Raw genomic sequence first — 24,167 nt, 5'->3', positions numbered from 1 at the left:
TCTGAAAAAACACAGTTTCAATACGCGGACGCATAGGTTAACATGCGCCCGCTTTTTCCAATAATGGAACAATCTAAATAGGTAAACGGCAATGCCAGTAAACTCTATTTTGGGCGTGTTTGCAAAATCGCCAATTAAGCCTCTTCAAGAGCACATGGACAAAGTACACGATTGCGCATCGTTACTCGTCCCCTTTTTCGAAGCCACTATCACAGGCAACTGGGACAGTGCAGTTCAATTACGTAAGCAAATTAGTTTAGCCGAGAAGCAAGCAGATTCACTAAAACGTGAAATCCGCCTTACTCTGCCAAGCGGTTTATTTATGCCAGTAGAACGTACAGATTTATTGGAACTTTTAACTCAACAAGACAAGATAGCCAACAAAGCCAAAGATATTTCCGGTCGTGTTATCGGCCGTCAGCTGTTAATCCCTCAGGTCATGCAAGTCCCATTTATTGCTTATCTACAACGCTGTATCGATGCGGTAGCACTAGCAAAACAAGTCATTAATGAACTCGAAGATCTGTTAGAAACAGGTTTCCGTGGTCGTGAAGTCGACTTAGTGGCAAAAATGATCAACGAACTCGATATCATCGAAGAAGATACTGACGATCTACAAATTCAGTTACGCCGTCAGTTATTCGCTATGGAATCTGAATTGAATCCTGTCGATGTGATGTTCCTCTACAAAACGATTGAATGGGTCGGTGGTCTTGCAGATCTTGCCGAACGCGTCGGTTCGCGTCTTGAGCTTATGCTGGCTCGCGTTTAACAAATTAAGGTTATCAAGGTATCAATATGGTTGATGCAGGTATTGAGGTGGCTAACGTCTTAGTCACCAATGGCCCGTGGCTTATTGCCATTGCGGCTGCATTTGGTTTTCTCATGGCATGGGGTATTGGGGCGAATGACGTCGCCAATGCGATGGGAACCTCTGTAGGTTCAAACGCAATTACAATTAAACAAGCGATTATTATCGCAATGATCTTTGAGTTTTCCGGCGCATTTTTAGCTGGGGGCGAAGTTACCAATACAATTCGTAGCGGTATTATTGATTCTAGCTATTTCACTGCGACTCCTGAATTGCTGGTTTACGGCATGATAGGATCATTGTTGGCAGCAGGTATTTGGCTTGTCGTCGCATCGGCCCTTGGCTGGCCAGTATCAACGACTCACTCTATCGTCGGTGCCATTATTGGTTTCGCCGCCGTGGGTGTTGGTGCAGATTCAGTCTCATGGGATAAAGTGGGCGGGATTGTAGGCTCTTGGATCGTAACCCCCGCTATTTCGGGCTTTATGGCATTCATCCTCTTCCAAAGCACTCAAAAACTCATTTTCAACACTGACGATCCATTGAGTAATGCTAAGCGTTTCGTACCTTTCTATATGGCATTTGCTGGTTTCATCATGTCATTAATGACGATTATGAAAGGCTTATCCCATGTTGGTCTGCATTTCTCAGTTACCGAGTCTTACCTACTCGCAGGTGCTATTGCAGCTGTAGTTGGTATCTTAGGTAAAATAGCCATTTCACGCTTACAAATGAGTGATAAAGCAGATCGTCAAACCCAGTTCAAAAACGTTGAAAAAGTGTTTGCGATTCTGATGGTTTTGACTGCTTGTTGTATGGCTTTTGCCCATGGTTCAAACGATGTAGCAAATGCGATTGGTCCATTAGCGGCGGTTGTTTCTGTCGTCAATAGCGGTGGTGAGATTGCAGCGAAATCACCTCTAGTCTGGTGGATTTTACCTTTGGGTGCCGTAGGTATTGTGATGGGTCTGGCGATTTTTGGTCAGCGCGTTATGCAAACTATCGGAAAAAACATCACTCACTTGACGCCAAGTCGTGGTTTTGCGGCAGAATTAGCCGCGGCAACAACTGTAGTTATTGCTTCTAGCACTGGTTTACCTATTTCTACCACACAAACCTTAGTGGGTGCGGTATTAGGTGTAGGTATGGCCCGTGGTATCGCAGCGATTAACATTGGTGTGGTACGTAATATCGTCGTATCTTGGGTTGTGACCTTACCAGCAGGTGCTGGCCTATCAATCATCTTCTTCTATATGATTAAAGGTATTTTTAATTAAGAAGTCTCGCTAAATGTGTTGCTGACATTAAGCAGTATTAGCGCCTAGGACTAGAAGGTCGTAGGAAAGATTGAATTAAATTGGAATGGTCATAGCATGGATGCCGTAAAGTTGAGGGAAGTCTATGACTTCCCTCTTGCATTACAGGCCTCAAATCCCTAGCATGTGCAGACTATTTCGTTGATGAGAATACAAAAGTGTTTAGACTCCTGACTCTGGTAGGAATGATCTTGCTGTCTTCCAACCTGCTGGCCGAAGGCCAATCCCGCTACATCTCGGATAACGTGTTTCTTTATCTTTTAGGTGGCCCTGGTACTGAGTTTCGAATTGTTGGATCAATTGAAGCGGGTCAACCTGTGACACTGCTCAACGAAACTCAAGGTGATTACTCCAAAATAATCGACCATAAAGGCCGTGAAGGTTGGGTACAAACCAACTTGATCAGTTCGACTCAAAGTTTCCGTGAGCAAGTCCCTGCGTTAACAACTGAACTCGCACAGGCCAAAGCTAAATTAGCTGAAGTATCAAGTTCAACGGATAATCATGCTGGCGAACTGCTCGAATTAAAGGCTAAACTAAGCGAGTTAGAAACCAACCTAGCTAAAACGACTCAAGAACGTGATCAACTGAAAAATGCGGTAGATCGCACAGCTCAAGACGAACGTTTTGAACTTTGGCGCCAAGGTGGATTAATCGCAGGCATGGGCTTAATCCTAGGCATTATTTTAGTGTATTTACCTAGACCACAACGTCGCAATAAAAAACGTTGGATGTGAGTCTGACACACAAAAAGTCTTAATTTACCTTCCAAAAGCCAGTGTTTTCAAACACTGGCTTTTTTGTCAATCAAGCGTTACATCGACTTATTAACAAGCTAATCAAACAAGCTTCACAATCTTTCACGCTATAGTGTTGTCCGTCACATTTTGGTTGTATAATCTGCGCGCGCAAACCTTCATATTGTATACAAAATATCAAATGCGTTTGGCGCCTCCCAATTTGTTTCAACAATAGCGCCCCAATAACGGCCAAGATGGAAGCGATAACTATGTTCAAAGCGAGTGAAGTGCTGGCAGGCCGCTACGATTCTGCCAATCTCGACGAACTGTTCAAAGCAGTCAGCGACAACTACATTGTCGATGAAGAACAATACTTGTCAGAGCTGATCAAACTAGTTCCCTCAAGTGATGAAGCCATAGAGCGCGTCACTCGTCGTGCCCACGAACTGGTCAATAAGGTTCGTCAATTCGATAAAAAAGGTTTGATGGTCGGCATAGATGCCTTCCTGCAACAGTACAGCTTAGAAACACAGGAAGGCATTATCCTGATGTGTTTAGCCGAAGCTTTACTACGAATTCCCGATGCGGCCACTGCCGATGCGCTGATTGAAGATAAGCTTTCAGGCGCTAAGTGGGATGAGCACATGAGCAAGAGTGACTCAGTACTGGTTAACGCATCGACCTGGGGCTTAATGCTCACAGGTAAAATCGTTAAACTCGATAAAAAACTCGATGGTACCCCAAGCAACTTGCTGAGCCGCTTAGTGAATCGCCTCGGTGAGCCCGTTATCCGTCAAGCCATGATGGCAGCGATGAAGATCATGGGTAAGCAGTTCGTACTGGGCCGCAACATGAAAGAAGCCCTAAAAAACAGCGAAGACAAACGTAAGTTAGGTTATACCCATTCATACGACATGCTGGGCGAAGCGGCGTTAACTCGCAAAGATGCCGAGAAATACTATACCGATTACGCCAATGCGATAACTGAGCTCGGTGCTCAAAGCTATAACGAAAATGAATCACCGCGCCCAACAATCTCCATCAAGCTATCGGCATTGCACCCACGTTACGAAGTGGCCAATGAAGACCGCGTCTTGACTGAACTGTACGACACAGTGATTCGCCTGATTAAGCTGGCACGTGGCTTAAATATCGGTATCTCTATCGATGCTGAAGAAGTCGATCGCCTCGAGTTATCACTAAAACTGTTCCAAAAACTGTTTAATTCTGAAGCAACTAAAGGCTGGGGATTACTCGGCATAGTAGTACAAGCCTACTCTAAGCGTGCCCTGCCCGTACTGGTTTGGTTAACGCGTCTAGCGAAAGATCAAGGGGATGAAATCCCAGTTCGCTTAGTTAAAGGCGCCTATTGGGATAGCGAACTTAAGTGGGCGCAACAAGCTGGCGAAGCCGCTTATCCACTCTACACTCGCAAAGCCGGTACTGACGTTTCTTACCTCGCCTGCGCCCGTTACTTGTTATCGGATGCGACTCGCGGTGCTATCTACCCACAATTTGCTAGCCACAATGCGCAAACCGTTGCGGCAATTTCCGATATGGCGGGCGATCGTAACCATGAGTTCCAACGCTTACACGGCATGGGACAAGAGCTGTACGACACGATTTTGGCTGAAGCCGGTGCTAAAGCGGTACGTATTTATGCGCCTATCGGTGCGCATAAAGATCTACTGCCCTATTTAGTCCGTCGTCTGCTGGAAAACGGCGCGAATACTTCGTTCGTCCACAAACTGGTGGATCCTAAAACCCCCATCGAGTCATTAGTGGTACATCCGCTAACAACACTGACGGGTTACAAAACCCTGGCTAACAACAGAATCGTTTTACCTGCCGATATTTTCGGTAGCGAGCGCAAAAATTCCAAGGGACTCAATATGAACATCATTTCCGAATCTGAGCCATTTTTCGCGGCACTAGAACAGTTTAAAAATACCCAATGGCAAGCGGGCCCTCTGGTTAACGGTAAAACCTTAACTGGCGAACATAAAACGATTGTTAGCCCATACGACACTACCCAAACCGTAGGTCAAGTCGCCTTCGCCGACAAAGCTGCAATCGAAGCCGCCGTCGCGTCTGCTGAAGCAGCATTTGCCTCTTGGGCACGCACACCAGTGGAAACCCGTGCCTCTGCACTGCAAAAATTGGCCGATTTATTAGAAGAAAACCGCGAAGAATTGATCGCCCTATGCACCCGTGAAGCGGGCAAGAGCATTCAAGACGGTATCGACGAAGTACGTGAAGCTGTTGATTTCTGTCGTTACTACGCAGTACAAGCCAAGAAGATGATGGCAAAACCTGAACTGCTTCCAGGCCCAACGGGTGAACTGAACGAACTGTTCCTTCAAGGCCGCGGCGTATTCGTGTGTATCAGCCCATGGAACTTCCCATTGGCCATCTTCCTCGGTCAAGTGTCTGCGGCATTAGCGGCGGGTAATACAGTCATCGCAAAACCCGCGGAGCAAACCTCGATTATTGGTTACCGTGCGGTGCAACTCGCTCATCAAGCGGGTATTCCTGTCGAGGTGCTGCAATTCTTACCAGGTACTGGTGCAACTGTCGGTAGCGCAATTACGGCCGATGAACGTATCGGTGGCGTGTGTTTTACCGGTTCAACTGGCACTGCAAAACTGATTAACCGCACACTCGCCAACCGCGAAGGCGCGATTATTCCATTAATCGCCGAAACGGGCGGTCAGAATGCCATGGTAGTGGACTCAACCTCTCAACCCGAGCAAGTGGTTAACGATGTGGTTTCATCATCATTCACCAGCGCGGGCCAACGCTGCTCGGCGCTGCGTGTACTCTTCCTACAGGAAGACATCGCAGATCGCGTGATCGAAGTCCTGCAAGGCGCGATGGATGAGTTAGTGATTGGCAACCCAAGCTCAGTAAAAACCGACGTAGGCCCAGTTATCGATGCGACCGCCAAAGCCAACTTAGATGCGCACATCGATCATATCAAGCAAGTCGGTAAGCTTATCAAGCAAATGCCGCTGCCTGCTGGCACTGAGAACGGTCACTTCGTGTCGCTAACTGCAGTGGAAATTGACTCAATCAAAGTGCTCGAAAAAGAACACTTTGGCCCAATCCTGCACGTGATCCGTTATAAAGCAGCGGATCTTGGCAAAGTGATCGATGAGATCAACAGCACAGGCTTTGGTTTAACCTTAGGTATCCACAGCCGTAACGAAGGCCATGCCCTTGAAGTCGCGGATAAAGTGAACGTAGGTAACGTGTACATTAACCGCAACCAAATCGGCGCTGTAGTGGGTGTACAGCCTTTCGGTGGTCAAGGCCTGTCAGGCACAGGTCCTAAAGCCGGTGGCCCACACTACTTAACGCGTTTTGTGACTGAAAAGACTCGCACCAACAACATCACCGCCATAGGTGGTAACGCCACGTTACTGTCACTGGGTGATAGCGAAGAATAAGCACACTGAACTTGCTTTAGAATATCGCTATGCATCTTTAGCCATCGCGATAACAATAAAAAAGCCAGACTGAGTCTGGCTTTTTTATTAGAGTCTAAAACGGTACTTATCTATGACGTAACAATTTAATCAAAATCTCAGTCATTACATATCCGTCATTAATACGGGTTGGCCAAAACCTTTAAGTTCAGCATGGGAGGACTCAAAATACTGTTGCCAAAACTGTTTCAACGGCAACATTACTTGACCGCCTCTAAATCCTTTTGATGTAGCAGGAACCCAACCCGCACCTAATACGTAAATATCTGCCTGCTTAAAATCACTCAGCATGTTCGCTTTTTGTATTTTTAGCATTTCTTGCTCAGGTTCGATAACTTTTAAGGTATTTTTACTGTAAAAGCTGGTCACATCTGAATTTTCAACCATATCGGACACAAGTAACAATACTCGGCGTCCTTCGCTATCGGCAGCCACTTGCGGCGCAATAACCTGAGATAAATTACTGAGGATTTCAGTTTTAGGCAAATCCACATCATTAGGTTTAAAAGCATGTTTTATATGGGCATCAATTTTACTTCTAACGAACTGAGCTTGCTTGTTCATGCAATTATCAAAAGCCATTAGATTTTTCTTCGATACGTCATCCCTGTCAGCAATATCAGTATCCAGCCTGCCACTAAACAAAACATCGGTATAAAAATCTTTTACATAAGCACTAAAGCTAATGATAGTGATTTTATCTCCAGCTTGTAGGAAGAGATGCACTTTCTCATGAACTAACTGTTTAATATTTATGTCCGGAGAAAAAGTACCATCAATCGCCACAAATAAATGTCGGCCAGAAACTGTCTTTGCCGTTAGTGGATCAATTTTGGCAAACTCGTAGCAACTTTTAATATCATTTCTCTCAGCGGCCATCGCAGGCAAACACATAGAAATAGCTAAAGTGCCAAACAAGCCAGTAACCACCAACTTAGCAAGCTTTGTCATTCCTGTCATGAACTTAACTCTCCAAGTATCTCTTTGCGTAAACGATCGCGCATCTGTTCTTCCGTTTCAACAACCTTTTTTTGCTGAGTTATTTCAGCAAGCAGCTCTTGTCGAATACGTTGTTCAGCTTGTTCTGGCGTTTCGGCCTCTACAGCCTTTTTAGCATTCGCTTCAGCAACAAACTCGGCTTTCAATCTTGCTTCCATCGCCTCTGGTGCTTCGGAAGTTTCTACCTCAACAACATGAGACGTTGCCACCACAGCGGCACTTTTCATCGCCTGATGGCTGGCTAATGTTTGATGCTCACGTAAACGTACCGATTGATCATATCGATTTTCGGCATTACCTAAATCTTCCATATACATCAGGAATGAACGCTCACCACAGGCCTCTAACACCTCTAGCACCTTAGGATCTTGGCAATTAGTTTCAGCTTTTTGATTCATTCTTTGCTGCAAGTTAGTTAGGCGCTTCTGGGCCACGCGCGCGACTTGCTGCTTTAAACGAGAATAATGCGTCTTAAACTCACGCTCACTTTTAAAGTTGCCAATTTCTTTGCGCGCATCTTTAGAATGTTTGCCAGCAAATCCGGTTTTAAAACCAATCAAAATACCGAAAATCTGTAATAGGATGAATAAGAAAGCAAGAAAAATAAAAGTTCCCCAACCGCCTTTCTGTTCACGATCCCACACGTCATCCTTTGCTTTATCACCTGCACTTTTAGACTCATCGAGTAAGAGTGCTGGAGGTGCTTCAGCATAGGGGTCTTGTTCTTGATACAATCCACTCGTTTGCTGAATATTGACTTCATCAATATGCATTTTTTCAAGCACTTGACCACGCACATAGGTTGCCAATACTGCAATCACTAGGATCGCAATAGCTGTAACCGTGGTGATAAAATAACGGGGCTTAACCTCTGCGTTAGTAGAGATCCGATTAATGAGTTGCTTATATTGAGGCTCATTATCATCCTCAAAGGTTTTATCTAAATTAATACGAGTATTAGGTGCCAGTTCTGGCGTCGATTTGTCGCGGTTTTTAGCATTTTTCCACCAGACCTTGGCCTTTTTAATGAGCGAGTTAGCATGCAGCTCATGTCCAGTAAAGTGAGTTAAACCTACCAGTAAAACCGAGATGATGAAGGCGATACCCACAGCACCTTGCTGCTGTAGTTTTTCCGATGCTCCGGGAATCGTGAAACCTGAAAGAACGTAACTAAATCCCATTGCTTCAACAAACACTAAGGCGGCAATCAATATCCACCCCAAAATATGTAAGTTGTTACGACCATTTTCAGTCACTTTACCTAAATAGTCTTGGCTTTTACTGAAAAGCTCCTCGTCCTTATTCACTTTCTCATAATGAGCCGCAAAATCAGTACATAGTGCGACTTCAGTATTCAACCAATCCTTATCGTAAATCTTAACTTGGGTTTCATAATCTTTCGCTAAGCGACTCTCCTTACCGATTACCGGAAAGGCATACCATGTATTAAGCCACCAGAAACTGACCTTATCCCACCAAACCGTAATAATGACCACTAATACCATCAACGAAAGTAACAGCGACACTAACGTGCGATACTCATTAAATAACATAGACACAAAATCCATTTACCGCTCCTAAGCACATTGCTTATAACAATTTGGGTTCAAAATCGGCTTCATAAACCGTTTTATTCTTCTCGTAGTACAACTTGCCAGCAATCGCGGTCGCTGAACGATCGATTGGCATCACCACATCCATACAGCGCACAGGAGAGTCTTTGTCCGTTGTAAAAATACGATATAACAAGCCTTTATCACCATAATAAGTCTCTACATGGCTCGTAAGCTGATAATTTGGATCATCTTTACTTGAACCTTTGTAATTCTTCCAAATATTCACTTTAGGCGCAGAAACAGCCGTGCCACTGTCCTTAATTACAGCAACAGGGGTCAAACCAATATAATGGCCATTCACTTTATAACCCCAAGCAGTACCATTCATACCCGGTAAATAATCTGCTGTGTTGTAATCCTTACGATTATAGCTCTCACCTGTGGCTAAACTCTTCACGTCCCCCGTGACTCTCGGTCCCTCAACGGCGCAATTTAGGCTAGAGACTTCAGATGCATACGCCTTGCTAAATAATGCAAAACCGCTCTCTTTTTTAGCACCCACTAACTGGGTAAAGTTTGTCGATGGGTCGAGCATTTTCTTACCGCCAAAATCTACCAAGGCTTTTTGCAGTTTCACTGGCTCAAGTAACTTGACGATTTCCGACTCCGTCATTTGTATTTGAGCTGGTGAAGTGCTCGGTTTATTTGGCTGAGTTGTAGGCTGCTTTTCCACTTGAGTCGTAGGCTTGGCTGCTGCCACTTTATCCTGCGATCGGCGGGATAAATAACTCAAATTTGCCTTCTGTTTGTATGAATAGGCCAGTAATTGATCCGGTTTACCGTCAATTTCAATAATTTCTACTCGACGATTTTTTGCTTTGCCAGCGTCATCACTATTAGCTGCAACAGGCTGTGACTCCCCTGCTCCTTGGAAGAATAATCGCTCAGTCGGAATGCCAGCTTGATTAAAGAGGGTTGCCACATAACGCGCTCTCGCTTCGCTAAGCTCTTGATTTAACGATTCAGCACCACTGGCATCTGTATGACCTGTAATCAAAATGTTTTGTTTAGAGTCTTTATAGATAGCGGCGAGTTTTTGAAATTTTTGTTTAGCTTGTGGCGTCGCCTCTGAAGCTCCAGAAGCAAACATCACTTCACTATTACTCGAAACTGTCGCAGCCATACCCACAACTTGATAATTAGCGTACTTTTCTGAATCTTCCTTCGACATGGTTTGTTCGGTTGAACTGATCAGTAAGCTACTTTGTTGTTCATCTGATGCTTTTGAAGCGCTGATTGAAGTAAATTGAATATCAAGATTTTCTGTTTTCGCTAACTGTTCTAATGCTTCGCGTTTTTGCTGAAAATCATAACCAACGGTACAACCAATCGCAGCACCAGCGGCACCGCCATAAAGCATACCTTCATTGCCACCTAAATAATTCCCAATCAATACACCTAAACCAGTACCAATAGCACAACCAATAACAGTTTCTTTATTATCTTCAACAGATTGAGTGATGGCACAACTGCTAAGCGCTAATACGCCAGCAACTGCGAGCGATATGGATTTCAAATTTGACTTCATAGTCATCCCTAACTTTTTAAAAATTCAAAATTGAATTTTAGATGCAATAAATTAAGTTAAGGATTAGAAGGAATTAGCCCTAAAAAGTCAATCTAAAGTTGATACTGATGTAACCAAAATATTAATTAAGGCTGAAATTTGTGAGCAACTTTATATCGAAGATATTTAAGCGACTGACACAGGAGTTGTCATAAAACAGTTTTATCCTAATGTGAAGTCACAATCACTATGCAAAAAAATCATTACTGGGAATCGTTTCTCAGTTGCACCAAATCTTTCATAGACCTCATAATCTACACATGACTAATCTCTCTCTTTCTCCCCATATTACATTTTACTAAGGTGGCTATGACATTTTCGTTGTTAGATATTTCTGCATTGGTGTGGTTTATCGTTTCTTGGGCTGGCTATACCGCCTTTGCCCGTAGCAAGGCGAGAGATACAGACTGTATTGCCCGTGGTCTGCATAAGCATAGAATTTACTGGATGCTTGAGGTGATGACCCGCGGTGTGCGTGTAGGTGATGCGGCACTACTGGCCAACCTTGAGCGCAATATTGCCTTTTTTGCATCGACCACGCTGTTTGTGCTCGCGGGTGTGCTGACCTTATTTGCACAAGTTGAACGACTAGAAAGTGTTATTGCGACGATTCCCTTCGCCACGCCACCGAATCATGCGCTGGTGCAAGTCAAACTCGCGCTGTTAGTCAGTATTTTTGTGATGGCCTTCTTCCAGTTTACTTGGTCAATGCGCCAATACGGTTTTGTGAACGTGATGATAGGCGCGGGTCCTCTGGACACCGATGGCTCAAATGACAATCTCAAAGCCTATGCAAGACAAATGGCGACAGTGCAAGATCAAGCGGCGCACTCCTATAACTATGGTTTACGCGCCTATTACTTTTCAATGGCGGTATTGTGCTGGTTTGTACACCCGATACTCTTTATCTCGGCCAGCTTATTTGTGGTCGCAACCTTATATCGCCGCGAGTTCAAGTCCCGTGCCGTTCTGGCGATCACAGCGGCAAAAGGCCATCTGCAAATAGAGAGCCAAGTGCGGGAAACCGCCCGCAACCACAAAATAGAATCATAGCCTTGGCGGTTTAGGCCGCTGCGTCATCTTGATTGGAATTATTGTTCTATACTCTTTGGGTCATGTTTCTATTAAATTACTGGGAGAGTGCCATGAGCGATAACTTATTAACCTTAGATGAAGTGTGCAAAATGCTAGATAAAACACCAGCGACCATTAAACGCTTCGCTCGGGAGAATTTACTCTCAAGTGTTCAAGATGGTGACGAATTAAAATTCCCTGAAGCGGAAGTTAAACGCTACCTCGCCTTTTCACAACGCTTAGGCTAAAACGCATCAAGTAAAGTAACTAATGGCAAATAAAACTGAGTCATCAGTATTTAAGCCGTTTGAATTTGTAAAGGTGGCTTGAATTGAAATGTGATACTCGAATTTGAGCACGCTGCTTAAGTTTAAGTCGTCGATAGCGAGTTAAAACAGACTGTGAATGCGATATGGACAGTGACGCTCAAAGGGATTTGAACTGAGCCATTCCGGTGTATTGCAAGGGATTGGTTAGGCAAAATCTAGCGGTGCAAGCCATTAAACTTAAGCGATGAAACTTTAAGCTATGTAAGTCTCAAGCTGTTAATCCAAAAGATTCAATCCATTACTTATTATTTAAAGCCTGCTGCAACTGCCGATAGGATAACCACTCTCGCTGCACTTCACTTAGGCCTAAGTCAGCGGCGAGTTGTTGTAATTGCACTTCATATTTAGGCAATAGGGTTTCATCATTGGTCATAATCGCGAGTTCAGCAAAATCCCCTAAACCTTCGATATGATCAATTGTTAGATGAAATTCACCGAGAAAATAGATACTGCGGCGCTTTTTAATTTCTAGTACGCACTCATAACCTAAGGTATGCAACATACTCTTTGCCTTGGTCGCTTCTGTGATATTAACGGCTTCACAGCGGTCTTTTTCCGGCCCTTTCACTATCCACAACATAATCCCCGATGGCTGCATCTCACGGATACACAAACTCTTGTGTTCGCCTTTAAGTGATTGTGATGGCAGATCAAAGTAACAGTCATGCTCAAGATTATCTTCGAGCATGATCTCAGGATTTCTCATCTGCAAGGCAGCGAAAAAAGCATGGCGGTCCAATAAGCGATATTTAAGCTCGACCTCAAATTTACCATTAAAATGGGCATTAATTTGTGGGGCTAACGCTTCTGGCATAGCAGGGTTCATCGATTTATATCCGCTTTTAATGGGTAAAAATATCGCTATTCATCATATTGAACGCCAGCATCTTAATTCCAAAAGATTAAATCCAAAACCTTAAGCGAGTCTTTGGTACAAGGCCTGATACTCTGCACTGTCTTCAATTAAGCTCTGGTGAGTGCCAGAGGCAATAATCTTACCCTGACCGAGTAGATGAATGTGATCCATCTTCGCCATAGCAGTTAAACGATGGCTAATCATCAGCAAGGTTTTATCTTTTGCAAAATCAAACAGTAAACTTAAAATTTCTCGCTCGGTACGCTTATCAAGCCCTTCGGTTGGTTCATCGAGCAATAGCAGCGGCGCATCACGCAGCAGTGCTCTTGCTACACCAATACGGCGCTGCTCGCCGCCCGAAAGCTGACGTCCACCTTCACCTATCCACATATCCAGCGGTTTATCACCCGTGAGTAAAGCGCCAAGTCCGACCCGCTGTAACACATCAATCAAGCGTGCGTCGTGGGCCGTGCGTTTCTCGCCTTCAATAACAGGTAGCGCTAATACTAAATTTTCCCGCAAGGTGCCCGCAAACAAATAGATGCGTTGACTAATTACAGTAATCGCATCCCTAAGACCGCGCTCGCTGTACTCTGAAAGTGCATGACCATCGAGCTTGATGTGCCCTTGCTGTGCTTGCCATTCTCGGGTAATCAGCATCAATAAGCTCGACTTACCGCAACCCGTTGGCCCAAGTAACGCGACTTTTTGCCCGGCTTTTATCTCAAGGGACATACCTTGCAGCACGTTTTGATCGTCTCGATAACCAAAGTGGATATCTTCAATCTGTAATGCGCCAGATTTTGCCCTCAGGCCAGTATCGACAGCAAATTGAATATCGGCCTTTTGTTCGGTGATTTCATTAATTCGCGTTGCGGCCAATACGCAGCCTGACAAATGCTGAAACGCGCCCGCGATCGGCATCATCATCTCAACGCAGGCCATAGTCGCAAACACCATAAGTGCAAACATGGGCCCCGGCGGCACGGCATCACCCACACCTTGAGCGGCTAAATAAAGCATCATGATCAAGGCTGAGCCCGTGGAGAGGATCAACATGGCTTGGCTGAGAGCAGTGATATTGGCCATCGCGCTTTGGCTGCGAAAAAGTGCAATTTCAGCATCATTCAGTTTCTGCCTGAATCTGCCATTCGCGCCAAATAGGCTAAGCTCGGCTTGGCCTTGCAGCATATCCAATAATTGCACCCGATAATGACGCTTGGTCTCGAGCATAGTTCGGCTCGGACCGTGTCCAAGGCGATAAAATAGCAGTGGCATCACCAGCCAAACAGCGACTAAAAATAGGCAAAGACTGAGGGCCAGCTTGGCATCGAACCAAGCAAGAAACAGATACAAGAGCCCCGTCATCAGAAGGGATGCTGCCATAGGCGTGAGCAGTCGCAGGTAAAGATGATCTAGGGTATCGATATCGGCCACTAAGCGATTGAGCATGTCGCCACGGCGCAGACCTTGCAGATTTTTAGCACTTAGCGGCAAGAGTTTACGCCACGCCCAAACACGAAGTTCAGTCAGCAACTTAAAGGTCGCCTCATGGGTCGCTAAACGCTCGCCATAACGACTAGCGGTTCGGGCAATTGATAAGAAACGTACCCCGCCAGCGGGAGTGAAAAAGTTAAAGGACTGCGCCGTGACTATTGTCAAACCCGCGACCGCGGTAGCGGAAAGAAACCAGCCCGAAAGTGACAGTAAACCTATGCCAGCCATCAAAGTAATAATGGTCAGCAGCAAGCCTACAGACATCATTAGCCACTGGCGCGAGAACAATCGAATAAAGGGGATCAGCACTTTCATTGGGCATCTCCTTTAGTAGACTCGGCGGCAATGTCGAGTGGAGCGTCACTATCAAGCTGCGTCTCACTTGTGCTTGCCGATAACGGTACAAGTTCAATATCCGCCACGGACTCAACATTTTCACGCAGTAAAGTTTGGAATAAGCCGTGTGTGTCAGACAAAGTGGTAAAGTCGCCCCGCTGTACTATCAAGCCTTTATCAAGCACAAGAATAGTATCCATTTGATCTAACTGATCTAATCTGTGGGTCACCATAATGCACATTTTACCCGCCATGGCGCGATTCAGCGCAAAACTCACCGCCTGCTCACTCTGGCTATCTAAACTGGCTGTGGGTTCATCAAGGACAAACAAACTCGCCTGCTGCCCAAGCGCCCTTGCTAAAGCAATACGTTGAGCTTGGCCAACGGATAAACCGGAGGATTGTTCACCGACTGGGGCATCTAAACCCAATGGCTGCGCCTTAACGAACTCGCTAATATTGGCCTCTGCCAGCAAGTGCCAAATTTGACTGTCGGGCAGAGTTGGGTCGGCTAAGGCAACGTTATCCCGCACTGTGCCGTGAAATAACTGCGGTTCCTGTCCAAGCCAAGCTAAGTGCTGTCGCCAATGGGCTAAGTCTAATGCGGATAACTCATGGCCATTAATCAACAAATGGCCCTTGTAGGGTAAAAATCCCAATAAGGCGTTGAGTAAACTGGTTTTACCCGCTCCGCTCGGACCAACTAAAGCTAAGCGTTCACCCTCTTTTAACTCAAAACTCAGCGGGCCAAGTAAACGCGTACCATCAACACTGAACACCTCAAGATTGTCGGCACTCAGCGTCTCTATGCTATTGATACGGACGTGGCCGGCAAATTCAGGTTCCGGATGTTCGAGCAAGGTAATCAAAGCTTCTGCCGCGCCTATAGCCTGCGCCTTGGCATGGTAATGAGTCCCCATGTCGCGCAGCGGTTGATAAAACTCAGGAGCTAAAATCAGAATAAATAGCCCAGTAAATAAGCTGAAAGGAATACCGCCCACCTCAGGCACTATACTCGAGCTAATATTGGCATGGGCACCATAGTAGCCAAAATCCAAATGGCCTAAATAACTGAAACCAAAGTAAACCGCCAATACTGCAATCGATACCGCGGCAAAAAACTCTAAGACTGCCGAGCTTAAAAATGCCATGCGTAGCACCGACATAGTGCGGCTACGAAACTCTTCTGAAGCACTCGCGATCACCTTAAGCTCGGCATCACCACGGTGAAAAAGTTTCAACGTGCTTAAGCCTTTTAATCTATCCATAAAATGGCCGCTCAATCTTGCAAGCGCACTGAAGTTCTTGCGATTAGCATCAGCAGCGCCCATGCCAACTAAGATCATAAACATAGGGATTAATGGCGCTGTGAGTAACAGGATTAAGCCTGCCGCCCAGTTAATCGGGAATACCGCTGCGAAAATGAGTACGGGAATAAAACCAGCAAGGCTGATTTGCGGAAGGTATCTGGCATAAAAATCTTGTAAATCTTCGACTTGCTCTAAGACTATGCTGGCCCAACTCCCTGCGGGTTTACCTTTAATAAATGCAGGACCTAGCTTAGTCAACTTATCCATCACTGCCGCGCGAATATGGCCACGTAGACGCTTACCCGCCTCAAAACTGGCGCGCTCACGCCCATAAGCCAGCAAGGCACGCAGTAACATCAAGGCAATTAGCGCAACAAAATGAGGTGTATAGGTATCAATATTCACGCTGGAACTGATCGTTTGGGCATTGTCAGTTAGCGGTATAACTTGCCCTATGATCACGCCATCCAGAATCGTCGCGATAATATAAGCCTGCGCCACCATAGCGACGGCGCTTATCATCCCAAGCCATAACGACAATTTAAGGAACAGGCCACAGGCTTTTTTCTGGGCTTTAAGCCAAACAAGAAGGGATTTTTCTAACGACTTATCCATGGTGCTCCAACAAGAAAACAATTAAGCGACTCGTAGCGGGGATCGACTATCGATAACAATTCAGTTTAAGGGGCTTGCAACGGCTAAAAAGTTCCGATAGGGACGCAGTATCGCAGGCATCTACAACAGATGAAACCCTATCACAGACTTTTGCTAGCGGACTCACAAAAACGAGCTAAAGATAAATAAATCTAGGAGTTAACGGAACTTTACCTAGTACTAGCCTGATTTTAAAAACTTAGGTAGCATGAAGCTCTTTGTATTAAATGTCCTCTATCTATGCCAAATAAAAATGCTGGTTTCACCCTGATTGAACTCGTTGTGGTTATTATTATTCTTGGCGTATTAGCCGTAGTAGCTGCACCTAAATTCATTAATTTACAATCAGATGCCTATAAGAGTCAGCTCTCAGGTGCACTGGCTTCGATGAAATCCGCCGTCACTTTATTCAAGGCAAAGTCGGAAATTGCTAACAGCGGCACCACGAATAGAGTCGTTTACGACGAAATCCGTGGCGAAAACTATCAGCCTTGGGCTGCCAGTACCAGCGGTATAACGCCAAGTACGGCTTACACGACTCCGCCAGAAATTTTTAAAGCAGCAGGGCTAAATGTGAATGAGTGGTCCTACCGAATTTACACCACCAACGGCACCTATGAAGTTATCGCCACACCAAAGCAAAAACTGAACCTTGCCACGCCCACAGAAGCGCAAGTCGAAGCGACAAATTGTTATATCGACTATAAATGGGAGACAACGGGCGTCCCCACTTATAAAAAAGTCGACACTGGTTGCTAGGCGACCTTAACGATAAAATATCTATAGAAAAAAACAGCGAGTTAACCTGAGGTTATCTCGCTGTTTTATTTACGCCCTAAACTCATTTAGTTGTTAATGCTTACGTTTACAATTAAGCATTTTTAAAGAGTTCGCGCTTATTGCACTCCACCGTATTTCACTAGCACATGCCAGAGCAACTTAAGTTCATGGGCGACTTGCGCACGATTACCGCGCTCACGCCAATGCTGGGGAGAATGGTATAAATCCCGCGCCGCCACGCCTATGGCATGGGCATCAACTCTGTCTTCTATGGCAATCCGATTAGCCAGCGATGGCATAGTTGGCCCACGGAAATCACTGGGGATCTGCGCCGTATGCAGGCTAAAGCCACCATGATATTGCAGCTCAATATCATATTTATCGCAAATTTTACTTAAGCTTGCGCCAATATCAGTCCCCTTAAAACTGGGGTCCGCCACCAGCATGGCAATATCTTCATCGAGGGAAACATCACCATGGATCTGCGCCTCTATATAATGGTCAAGATTATTCGATAGCGGCCGCTCGAAACGTGACAGCAAGGAAGCATTGAGCTGATGCCCCAAGTAATGGATCACATTCAGCGGCTTAAAATCGGTTTTGCCTAAGGCATAGTGACGCTCAAAACTCTCAGTCAGCAGCGCCGCTAAAATATCATCGAAACATGACAGCGTGCCCTTCTCTTTCGGATTACGATACGAGTCGAGATAACTAAAGGTTGAGCGCGCCATCGCACTTGTATGAGTCAAAAAATAACAGCTTCCAAAACGTGGGGCGGGACCGTCCTGCCACATCCCCAGATCGAGTGCACCGTATTTAGGCCGAGATTTAGTGCCCTTGTATACATCCCCAAAAAGCTGATTTTCCCAATGATCCCGTGGGCCACCTAACTCAGGTGACAACTGACCATTGGAAATATGCGTCTCAAACTGGCTACGGTATTGACCATCGCGCAGTAAACCTTCGGCAACAGTCATACCACGGCTGTCGATTCTATCGGGGTGAAAATGCAGCGCAATTCGGCCACAGTTGAGCAATTGTTTAAGCGCGAGTTGCATCTCATGCATAGGGATATTTGACATCTGCTGCACATTTTTAATCACAGCGACGGCTTGTTCACTGCGTCCTCGTGCAAGGCGTTCAATATGCTGTATCGCTGTCATAATCCACCTATAAATGAGAGGCGTTTAACCGTTCCCACAATGCCTCATCCTAAAATAAACGTGAGATAAATCGCAAGCTGCAGAGAACCGCTCTTAAGCCACTCCATCTAAATGACTAAGTTAAACATGAATGACTCAGTTAAACGTGACCGTGAAAACACTCAATAATTCTTTCGCTCGGTTCATTGTTAAAAATTCAGCGAATAACATCAATCACGAACTGAACAGATAGCGAAACCAATTGCGTCATTAATTAATTCTACTCCAATCAACTTTAGTTTATACCACTCTCATTATTGTAGCGTGATCTACCGCTAACTCATTCTAACTCTAGATAAAAAATGCCTATGACTTCAATTGATATAATGAAATAGGCCTAATAGTCATCTTGTTCCTTGAAATCAATTAACTTCCATAACCTCAAACTCTGCCATCTAAACTTGCGCCTAAAAGATAAGCGAGGCCGAGTGAAAGCCGCCGACAAGCGATTTATGTGCCAATATGAATGAAACCCAGCCCAAAAACCTTTATTAGATGGCACTTAAAGCCCTGATCCTGTAAGCTGCACGCCCGCCAGCAGACCTGGCTATTGACCATAAATGCAGCACAGTGTTGCCACAAGAGACCAATCTATGAGTTTTACCTCCCTGGGCTTATCGGCCCCGATACTTAAAGCCGTTGCCGAACAAGGCTACGACACACCTTCGCCAATCCAAGCTCAAGCAATTCCCGCTGTGCTTCAAGGCAAAGATGTGATGGCGGCCGCCCAAACAGGAACAGGTAAAACAGCAGGTTTCACCCTACCTATGCTCGAACTCCTGAGTAAAGGTAACCGAGCCCAAGCAGGCCAAGTGCGCGCATTAGTGTTAACTCCGACACGCGAATTGGCAGCTCAGGTTGCAGAAAGTGTTGAAACCTATGGTAAGAATTTACCACTGCGCTCAGCGGTGATATTTGGTGGCGTGCCCATCAATCCACAAATCGCGAAATTGCGCCACGGTGTCGACGTATTAGTCGCGACGCCCGGTCGATTGATGGATCTATATAATCAAAAAGCGGTGAAATTCAGCCAGCTTGAGATCTTAGTGTTAGATGAAGCCGACCGCATGTTAGACATGGGCTTTATCCGCGATATCCGTAAGATTTTGGCCATTTTACCTAAGCAACGTCAAAACCTGATGTTCTCAGCCACCTTCTCCGATGAAATTCGTGAGCTGGCCAAAGGCCTAGTCAATGATCCAGTCGAAATTTCGGTCACGCCGCGTAACGCGGCAGCGACCACAGTAAAACAATGGGTTTGCCCTGTTGATAAGAGCCAAAAATCGGCACTCTTGATCCAACTCATCAAGCAAAACGATTGGCAACAAGTGTTGGTATTCTCGCGCACTAAACATGGTGCTAACCGTCTGGCGAAAAGCCTTGAAGAGGCAGGTATCAAAGCCGCCGCTATCCACGGTAACAAGAGCCAAACCGCCCGTACTAAAGCCTTGGCCGACTTTAAAAATGGTCAAGCTCGCGTACTGGTAGCAACCGATATTGCTGCCCGCGGTTTAGACATAGACCAATTACCACAAGTGGTTAACTTCGACTTACCGAACGTGCCAGAAGATTATGTGCATCGTATCGGCCGTACTGGCCGCGCTGGCGCATCGGGTCAAGCCGTGTCACTGGTGAGCAACGAAGAAATCAAACTGCTGAACGATATCGAGCGTTTGATCAATCGCGTATTAGACCGTGAAATGGTTGAAGGCTTTAACCATGAATTGCCAGAATCACGTTTAGGTGGCGGCGGAAAAAGTAGCGGTAAATCAGTACCAAGCCGTAGAAATACCCGCAGCTCAAACCAACCTAGCTCACGCGATGGTGCTCCAAGAAGCGCCGAGCATAAAGATGGTCAACGCAGCGGTGACGTCGCGCGCGGTCACAAGCCAAACGACAAGAATCCAAGACACAGCGGTGAAGCCAGTAGCGCACCCCGCAGTGATGCCAAGCCTCGTCCACCACGTTCAAACGATGGCCGAGCCAATAGCGCAGGCGCTAGTCGTCCAACTGAAAGCCGTTCAGGCGCTGGCGAAAATCGTGGCCAAGCGGGTGAGAATCCTTACGCCAATGGCCCAAAGAAAAACACCCGTCGCCCAAATAATGGTGCGAGTCGTCCAAGACACTCACAGGATTAATGCAAAAGCTAAGCGAACTTGCTTAGCGATTTAGCCGTATTAAGTCCTAAACAGAAACGCCCAACTCCGTATGGAATTGGGCGTTTTTGTTTGTCTTAGTTTGTCTTAGTTTGTCTTTATCGATGCTTAGCTCGTTATCTACGCTTTGAACAATCACTGCCTTAAAAACAGCCTAAAACGGCAACCTAAGTTAATTCGCCTTTGTATCTGGCAACTGCTGCAGGACTTCATCCGTAAAATAGGGTTCATCTTCAACCCAAAAAATGTAGTCTAAGCCTAGGTAGTTTTGCGCAAAATCCAACAGCTCAGGCACAGTATTCTTTTTACCCGTTTTAGGATTAATCTGCCGCAAATTACCGTCTTGCACCGCCATACCTTTCACCAGTGTCGCTGGGTAATCTTTAAGAAAGGCATAACTTTGTGCCATATGACTTTTACGGTAAGGCATCAAATCTGGGCCACCCACACCCATGTTGAGCGATTTGGCTTGCGCAAATAAGCCTCGCATATAGCCTTTGTCATTCCATGGCAGCCATTCATCTGGCAAAAAGTTCAAATACACCATAGCGGTTGAATGCTGAAATGACTCAGCTAATACCTGCATATTCTCGCCAATCGCATCGATATAGGCTTTAGGATTAAAATCACTGGGAAAGGTGGTCGTTCCATCGGCGTTTTCAGTCCCCACATCAATTGAGCTTTCACTGAAGTTAATGCCCGCAATTTTCCCATCAAACTCTTGGCCAAGCTGACGCACCAATTGTTGATAATGTGCACGCACTGAGGGCTCCCACATTTTGGCTGACCAGCCATACTCATCATCCGTCATCGGTTTATTGGGATCACGCTCTGGTGCACTCAACATGCTTTGCTTCAACACACCGCCTTGATAAATAGGATCATCGAGCAAATAACGCGGCACATTGACTCTGGGCGTAAAGGATTTCTCTTGCAGCTGGATCCACAATTTTTTGCCTATCGAATCGAGATACGCAATATCGGCCCTAATCGCACTGAAATCATATTCGCCCTGCTTAGGCTCTAAACTGCGCCAAGTATAAACAATCTGCGCACCGCCAAAACGGGGATCGCGCAACGCCTTGTCGGCACGAATGTTTTCTCCGTTAGCCTCACGATGGTTAATGTAGATGAAGTGCTGTAACGGTTGCGGCTCTGACTTAGACTCCGGTTGCGGCTCTGGCAGAATTGATGCAACGCTCGCTGCGCTCAAAAAGATGCTTAGTAAAATAGTCCATCGAAACATAAATACTCCAAACCGATGCACGCCTTATCACCTGACAAAGCCGTTAATCCGCTCATTTATTTTTTACTCAGAATCACTTCTAACACAGGCAAGCTGAGGGGCATATCAATTAAGCAGACAAATACAAAGTGTTACTTAATCGCCCAATAAGATTAGCGGTGACGTGGACAAAAGGCACAGTAACGGCGGTAATAAAACTCAACAAAAAAGGGAATAAACCTGAGTTTATTCCCTTTAAAAATAGAGCGAATTAAATCGAGGTACGATTCAACTCAAGCTAGGCCAAACTTACTTCATTGGCCAAGCGCGGTAAGATTTTCCTTTAATGCGGCCGCCAGTAATTTTGTTCAGTGCTTTCTTGGCAACCTTACGATTAACGGCCACATAGGCGCGGTAATCGGTCACTTGGATTTTACCCACCTGTGAGCCTTCGATACCGTTTTCGCCTGTCAGCGCGCCTAAGATATCTCCTGGACGCAGTTTCTCCTTCTTACCGCCATCGATCTGCAAAGTGATCATGGTTGGGGCTGCAGGCGTGTTGCCGAGCAGACTTTCTGATGGTAGTGATTCGCTGGTGATTTCGCGCTCTAAATACTCTTCTAACAAGGCAATTTTGTAACCGTCTTGGTCGTTATAGAAGGTATAAGCGGCGCCTTTACTGCCCGCGCGGCCAGTACGACCGATACGGTGAATATGCACTTCGGTGTCATAGGCGACGTGATAGTTGAACACGGCATCCAGCGCATCGATATCTAAACCACGGGCGGCAACGTCGGTCGCCACTAATACACAGGCACTCTTATTAGCAAATTGCAGCAGGGTTTCGTCCCTATCTCTTTGCTCTAAATCGCCGTGCAAAGCCAATACGCTAAAGCCTAAACCTTCAAGCTCATCGGCCACTTTTTGGGTTTCGCGTTTTGTGTTACAAAACACCACAGCGCTTTCAGGCTTATGTTCTAACAACAATAATTGCAGCGCTTGCATACGCGCCTTGTCATCATCTAAGTGATAAAAATGTTGGGCTATGCTTAAGCTATCGTGATTACCTTCAACTTTAACCATGCTTGGGTCATACATGATTTGCTTGGCAATTGATTGAATTTGCTCAGGGAACGTCGCGCTGAATAGCAGCGTCTGACGCTCACGTGGCGCTTGTTCGATAATCGCATCTAGAGCGGGTTGGAAGCCCATTTCTAACATGCGATCGGCTTCATCGAGCACTAACATGTTGAGATTGCTTAAATCTAAGCGATTGCGATCTAAGTGATCGACGATACGACCCGGCGTACCCACAATAATGTGCGCGCCGTGTTCCAGCGAACCAACCTGTGGCCCCATAGGCACACCGCCGCAAAGTGTCAGTACTTTAACGTTATGAATACCACGGGCAAGGGTACGGATTTCCTGTGCCACTTGGTCGGCCAACTCGCGGGTTGGGCATAACACTAAGGTTTGAATGCGAAAGCGTTTAACGTCTAACTTGTTCAGTAACCCTAAGCCAAAGGCGGCCGTTTTACCCGAGCCAGTTTTACCCTGACCTATCACATCCTGCCCCGCTAAAATGGGTGGCAAACTTTGCGCCTGAATTGGCGTCATCTCGTTGTAGCCCATAGAAGAAAGGTTCTCAAGCAGTTCGGGTTTTAGCTTAAGAGTCGAAAAAGCCATTGATGGATTAGGCTTAGTATCAGAGTTGCTCAAGGTGAATATCCTGTGGTGGGTAACGAAGCGGCTGCTAGGTTACTGAAATTGCGTTACTTATCGATTAAACTGGTCTATCAAGATTCAGGTTAGTTTTAGGCTAGCTTGAGTTTAGATTTAAGCGCTAGGCTCGCTCAACCCAAAAGCACGGCTATTGTAGCAACAAAGCGCGGCTTTTGCCTCAAGTCCTTAAGCAATAGACATAGCAGGCGTAAACAGCAACAAAAAAGCCCTGCAGGAATACCTGTCTCTTGATCACATCTTTTGCTCAAGAGACAAGGCTAGCTGGTAACCTTCAAGGATGGTTTGCAGTTTAAACCATCCTTGCCATAACCTTTCCCAGCCCACAATTCCGCTTCGTTTGCTGTCATTCCAGCCCGCGAGTTTTCCTAATCTTAGATAAGCCCAATGCACACTGGGGACTTGTTCGGGCGGTTGGCTTTTTTCCGTCTTTAGCCATAACAACTTCCAGGCCAATGGGCTTAACAGGCT

17 protein-coding genes and 1 pseudogene are annotated in these 24,167 nt (G+C 45.8%); 8 read left to right on the top strand and 10 right to left on the bottom strand.

Annotation, left to right across the window (positions count from 1 at the left end):
• Positions 1–91: 91 nt before the first annotated feature.
• The 4 genes from L5M28_RS20620 (at position 92) to putA (ending at position 6,316) form a co-directional block, all read left to right on the top strand.
• Positions 92–772 carry a TIGR00153 family protein gene (locus L5M28_RS20620; protein WP_105251552.1) on the top strand — a complete coding sequence of 227 codons (681 nt, stop codon included), beginning with the start codon at positions 92–94 and terminating at the stop codon, positions 770–772.
• Between the two features lie 26 nt (positions 773–798).
• A complete protein-coding gene (locus L5M28_RS20615) occupies positions 799–2,088 on the top strand; it encodes an inorganic phosphate transporter (RefSeq protein ID WP_113939029.1) in 1,290 nt (429 codons plus the stop codon).
• 224 nt (positions 2,089–2,312) lie between these two features.
• Positions 2,313–2,864 (top strand): TIGR04211 family SH3 domain-containing protein, encoded by a 552-nt coding sequence (locus L5M28_RS20610; RefSeq protein WP_105251551.1) that lies wholly within the window; start codon positions 2,313–2,315, stop codon positions 2,862–2,864.
• 257 nt (positions 2,865–3,121) lie between these two features.
• Positions 3,122–6,316, top strand: coding sequence for a bifunctional proline dehydrogenase/L-glutamate gamma-semialdehyde dehydrogenase PutA (gene putA, locus L5M28_RS20605; protein WP_263204296.1), 3,195 nt, complete (start codon positions 3,122–3,124; stop codon positions 6,314–6,316).
• Between the two features lie 144 nt (positions 6,317–6,460).
• On the opposite strand, the gene L5M28_RS20600 is transcribed toward putA, so the two are convergent.
• The 3 genes from L5M28_RS20600 to L5M28_RS20590 are packed head-to-tail and all read right to left on the bottom strand — an operon-like array spanning position 6,461 to position 10,498.
• Positions 6,461–7,273 carry a hypothetical protein gene (locus L5M28_RS20600; protein WP_263204295.1) on the bottom strand — a complete coding sequence of 271 codons (813 nt, stop codon included), beginning with the start codon at positions 7,271–7,273 and terminating at the stop codon, positions 6,461–6,463.
• A 38-nt stretch (positions 7,274–7,311) separates the two neighbouring features.
• Entirely contained in the window at positions 7,312–8,922 is a 1,611-nt protein-coding gene (locus tag L5M28_RS20595) for a hypothetical protein (protein WP_168822546.1), read from the bottom strand.
• Positions 8,923–8,944: 22 nt separating this feature from the next.
• Complete coding sequence (locus L5M28_RS20590) at positions 8,945–10,498, bottom strand: OmpA family protein (protein WP_263204294.1); 1,554 nt, start codon at positions 10,496–10,498, stop codon at positions 8,945–8,947.
• A gap of 348 nt (positions 10,499–10,846) precedes the next feature.
• On the opposite strand from L5M28_RS20590, the gene L5M28_RS20585 reads away from it, so the two are divergent.
• Positions 10,847–11,590 carry a DUF599 domain-containing protein gene (locus L5M28_RS20585; RefSeq protein ID WP_263178639.1) on the top strand — a complete coding sequence of 248 codons (744 nt, stop codon included), beginning with the start codon at positions 10,847–10,849 and terminating at the stop codon, positions 11,588–11,590.
• A gap of 92 nt (positions 11,591–11,682) precedes the next feature.
• Entirely contained in the window at positions 11,683–11,859 is a 177-nt protein-coding gene (locus L5M28_RS20580; protein WP_006082937.1) for a helix-turn-helix domain-containing protein, read from the top strand.
• A gap of 319 nt (positions 11,860–12,178) precedes the next feature.
• Here L5M28_RS20580 and cyaB read toward each other — a convergent pair whose 3' ends face one another.
• The 3 genes from cyaB to cydD all read right to left on the bottom strand — a co-directional run bounded on the left by cyaB (position 12,179) and on the right by cydD (position 16,554).
• On the bottom strand, positions 12,179–12,766 hold the full coding sequence (gene cyaB / locus L5M28_RS20575; RefSeq protein WP_263204293.1) for a class IV adenylate cyclase: 588 nt from the start codon (positions 12,764–12,766) through the stop codon (positions 12,179–12,181).
• A 90-nt stretch (positions 12,767–12,856) separates the two neighbouring features.
• Entirely contained in the window at positions 12,857–14,608 is a 1,752-nt protein-coding gene (cydC, locus tag L5M28_RS20570; RefSeq protein ID WP_263204292.1) for a heme ABC transporter ATP-binding protein/permease CydC, read from the bottom strand.
• Positions 14,605–16,554 carry a heme ABC transporter permease/ATP-binding protein CydD gene (gene cydD, locus L5M28_RS20565; RefSeq protein ID WP_263204291.1) on the bottom strand — a complete coding sequence of 650 codons (1,950 nt, stop codon included), beginning with the start codon at positions 16,552–16,554 and terminating at the stop codon, positions 14,605–14,607. The genes cydC and cydD overlap by 4 nt, the downstream gene beginning before the upstream one ends.
• A gap of 279 nt (positions 16,555–16,833) precedes the next feature.
• On the opposite strand from cydD, the gene L5M28_RS20560 reads away from it, so the two are divergent.
• Positions 16,834–17,352, top strand: a complete 519-nt coding sequence (locus L5M28_RS20560) for a type II secretion system protein (RefSeq protein WP_113939039.1) — start codon at positions 16,834–16,836, stop codon at positions 17,350–17,352.
• Positions 17,353–17,489: 137 nt separating this feature from the next.
• Here the strand turns inward: L5M28_RS20560 and L5M28_RS20555 are convergent, their stop codons facing one another.
• Positions 17,490–18,536, bottom strand: coding sequence for a DUF3626 domain-containing protein (locus L5M28_RS20555; protein WP_263204290.1), 1,047 nt, complete (start codon positions 18,534–18,536; stop codon positions 17,490–17,492).
• A 632-nt stretch (positions 18,537–19,168) separates the two neighbouring features.
• Here L5M28_RS20555 and L5M28_RS20550 point away from each other — a divergent pair.
• Positions 19,169–20,713 (top strand): DEAD/DEAH box helicase, encoded by a 1,545-nt coding sequence (locus tag L5M28_RS20550; RefSeq protein WP_168822533.1) that lies wholly within the window; start codon positions 19,169–19,171, stop codon positions 20,711–20,713.
• A gap of 190 nt (positions 20,714–20,903) precedes the next feature.
• Here the strand turns inward: L5M28_RS20550 and L5M28_RS20545 are convergent, their stop codons facing one another.
• The 3 genes and pseudogenes from L5M28_RS20545 to L5M28_RS20535 all read right to left on the bottom strand — a co-directional run.
• Positions 20,904–21,977 carry a hypothetical protein gene (locus tag L5M28_RS20545; RefSeq protein WP_263204289.1) on the bottom strand — a complete coding sequence of 358 codons (1,074 nt, stop codon included), beginning with the start codon at positions 21,975–21,977 and terminating at the stop codon, positions 20,904–20,906.
• Between the two features lie 288 nt (positions 21,978–22,265).
• Positions 22,266–23,642, bottom strand: a complete 1,377-nt coding sequence (gene dbpA / locus L5M28_RS20540; protein ID WP_011847678.1) for an ATP-dependent RNA helicase DbpA — start codon at positions 23,640–23,642, stop codon at positions 22,266–22,268.
• 288 nt (positions 23,643–23,930) lie between these two features.
• Positions 23,931–24,167 (bottom strand): annotated as a pseudogene (locus L5M28_RS20535) (IS4 family transposase); the annotation flags it as partial.

This window comes from Shewanella sp. SW32 (genome assembly GCF_025653365.1).
GTDB classification, from domain to species: Bacteria; Pseudomonadota; Gammaproteobacteria; order Enterobacterales; family Shewanellaceae; genus Shewanella; species Shewanella oncorhynchi.
This window is presented reverse-complemented; position numbering and strand designations above follow the sequence as displayed.

What these genes read in the sequence shown, in the direction of transcription:
- L5M28_RS20620 (WP_105251552.1), top strand. Translation starts at nt 92, where the DNA reads ATGCCAGTAAACTCTATTTTGGGCGTGTTTGCAAAATCGCCAATTAAG.
- L5M28_RS20615 (WP_113939029.1), top strand. Translation starts at nt 799, where the DNA reads ATGGTTGATGCAGGTATTGAGGTGGCTAACGTCTTAGTCACCAATGGC.
- L5M28_RS20610 (WP_105251551.1), top strand. Translation starts at nt 2,313, where the DNA reads ATGATCTTGCTGTCTTCCAACCTGCTGGCCGAAGGCCAATCCCGCTAC.
- putA (WP_263204296.1), top strand. Translation starts at nt 3,122, where the DNA reads ATGGAAGCGATAACTATGTTCAAAGCGAGTGAAGTGCTGGCAGGCCGC.
- L5M28_RS20595 (WP_168822546.1), bottom strand. Translation starts at nt 8,922, where the DNA reads ATGGATTTTGTGTCTATGTTATTTAATGAGTATCGCACGTTAGTGTCG.
- L5M28_RS20590 (WP_263204294.1), bottom strand. Translation starts at nt 10,498, where the DNA reads ATGAAGTCAAATTTGAAATCCATATCGCTCGCAGTTGCTGGCGTATTA.
- L5M28_RS20585 (WP_263178639.1), top strand. Translation starts at nt 10,847, where the DNA reads ATGACATTTTCGTTGTTAGATATTTCTGCATTGGTGTGGTTTATCGTT.
- L5M28_RS20580 (WP_006082937.1), top strand. Translation starts at nt 11,683, where the DNA reads ATGAGCGATAACTTATTAACCTTAGATGAAGTGTGCAAAATGCTAGAT.
- cyaB (WP_263204293.1), bottom strand. Translation starts at nt 12,766, where the DNA reads ATGAACCCTGCTATGCCAGAAGCGTTAGCCCCACAAATTAATGCCCAT.
- cydC (WP_263204292.1), bottom strand. Translation starts at nt 14,608, where the DNA reads ATGAAAGTGCTGATCCCCTTTATTCGATTGTTCTCGCGCCAGTGGCTA.
- cydD (WP_263204291.1), bottom strand. Translation starts at nt 16,554, where the DNA reads ATGGATAAGTCGTTAGAAAAATCCCTTCTTGTTTGGCTTAAAGCCCAG.
- L5M28_RS20560 (WP_113939039.1), top strand. Translation starts at nt 16,834, where the DNA reads ATGCCAAATAAAAATGCTGGTTTCACCCTGATTGAACTCGTTGTGGTT.
- L5M28_RS20555 (WP_263204290.1), bottom strand. Translation starts at nt 18,536, where the DNA reads ATGACAGCGATACAGCATATTGAACGCCTTGCACGAGGACGCAGTGAA.
- L5M28_RS20550 (WP_168822533.1), top strand. Translation starts at nt 19,169, where the DNA reads ATGAGTTTTACCTCCCTGGGCTTATCGGCCCCGATACTTAAAGCCGTT.
- L5M28_RS20545 (WP_263204289.1), bottom strand. Translation starts at nt 21,977, where the DNA reads ATGTTTCGATGGACTATTTTACTAAGCATCTTTTTGAGCGCAGCGAGC.
- dbpA (WP_011847678.1), bottom strand. Translation starts at nt 23,642, where the DNA reads ATGGCTTTTTCGACTCTTAAGCTAAAACCCGAACTGCTTGAGAACCTT.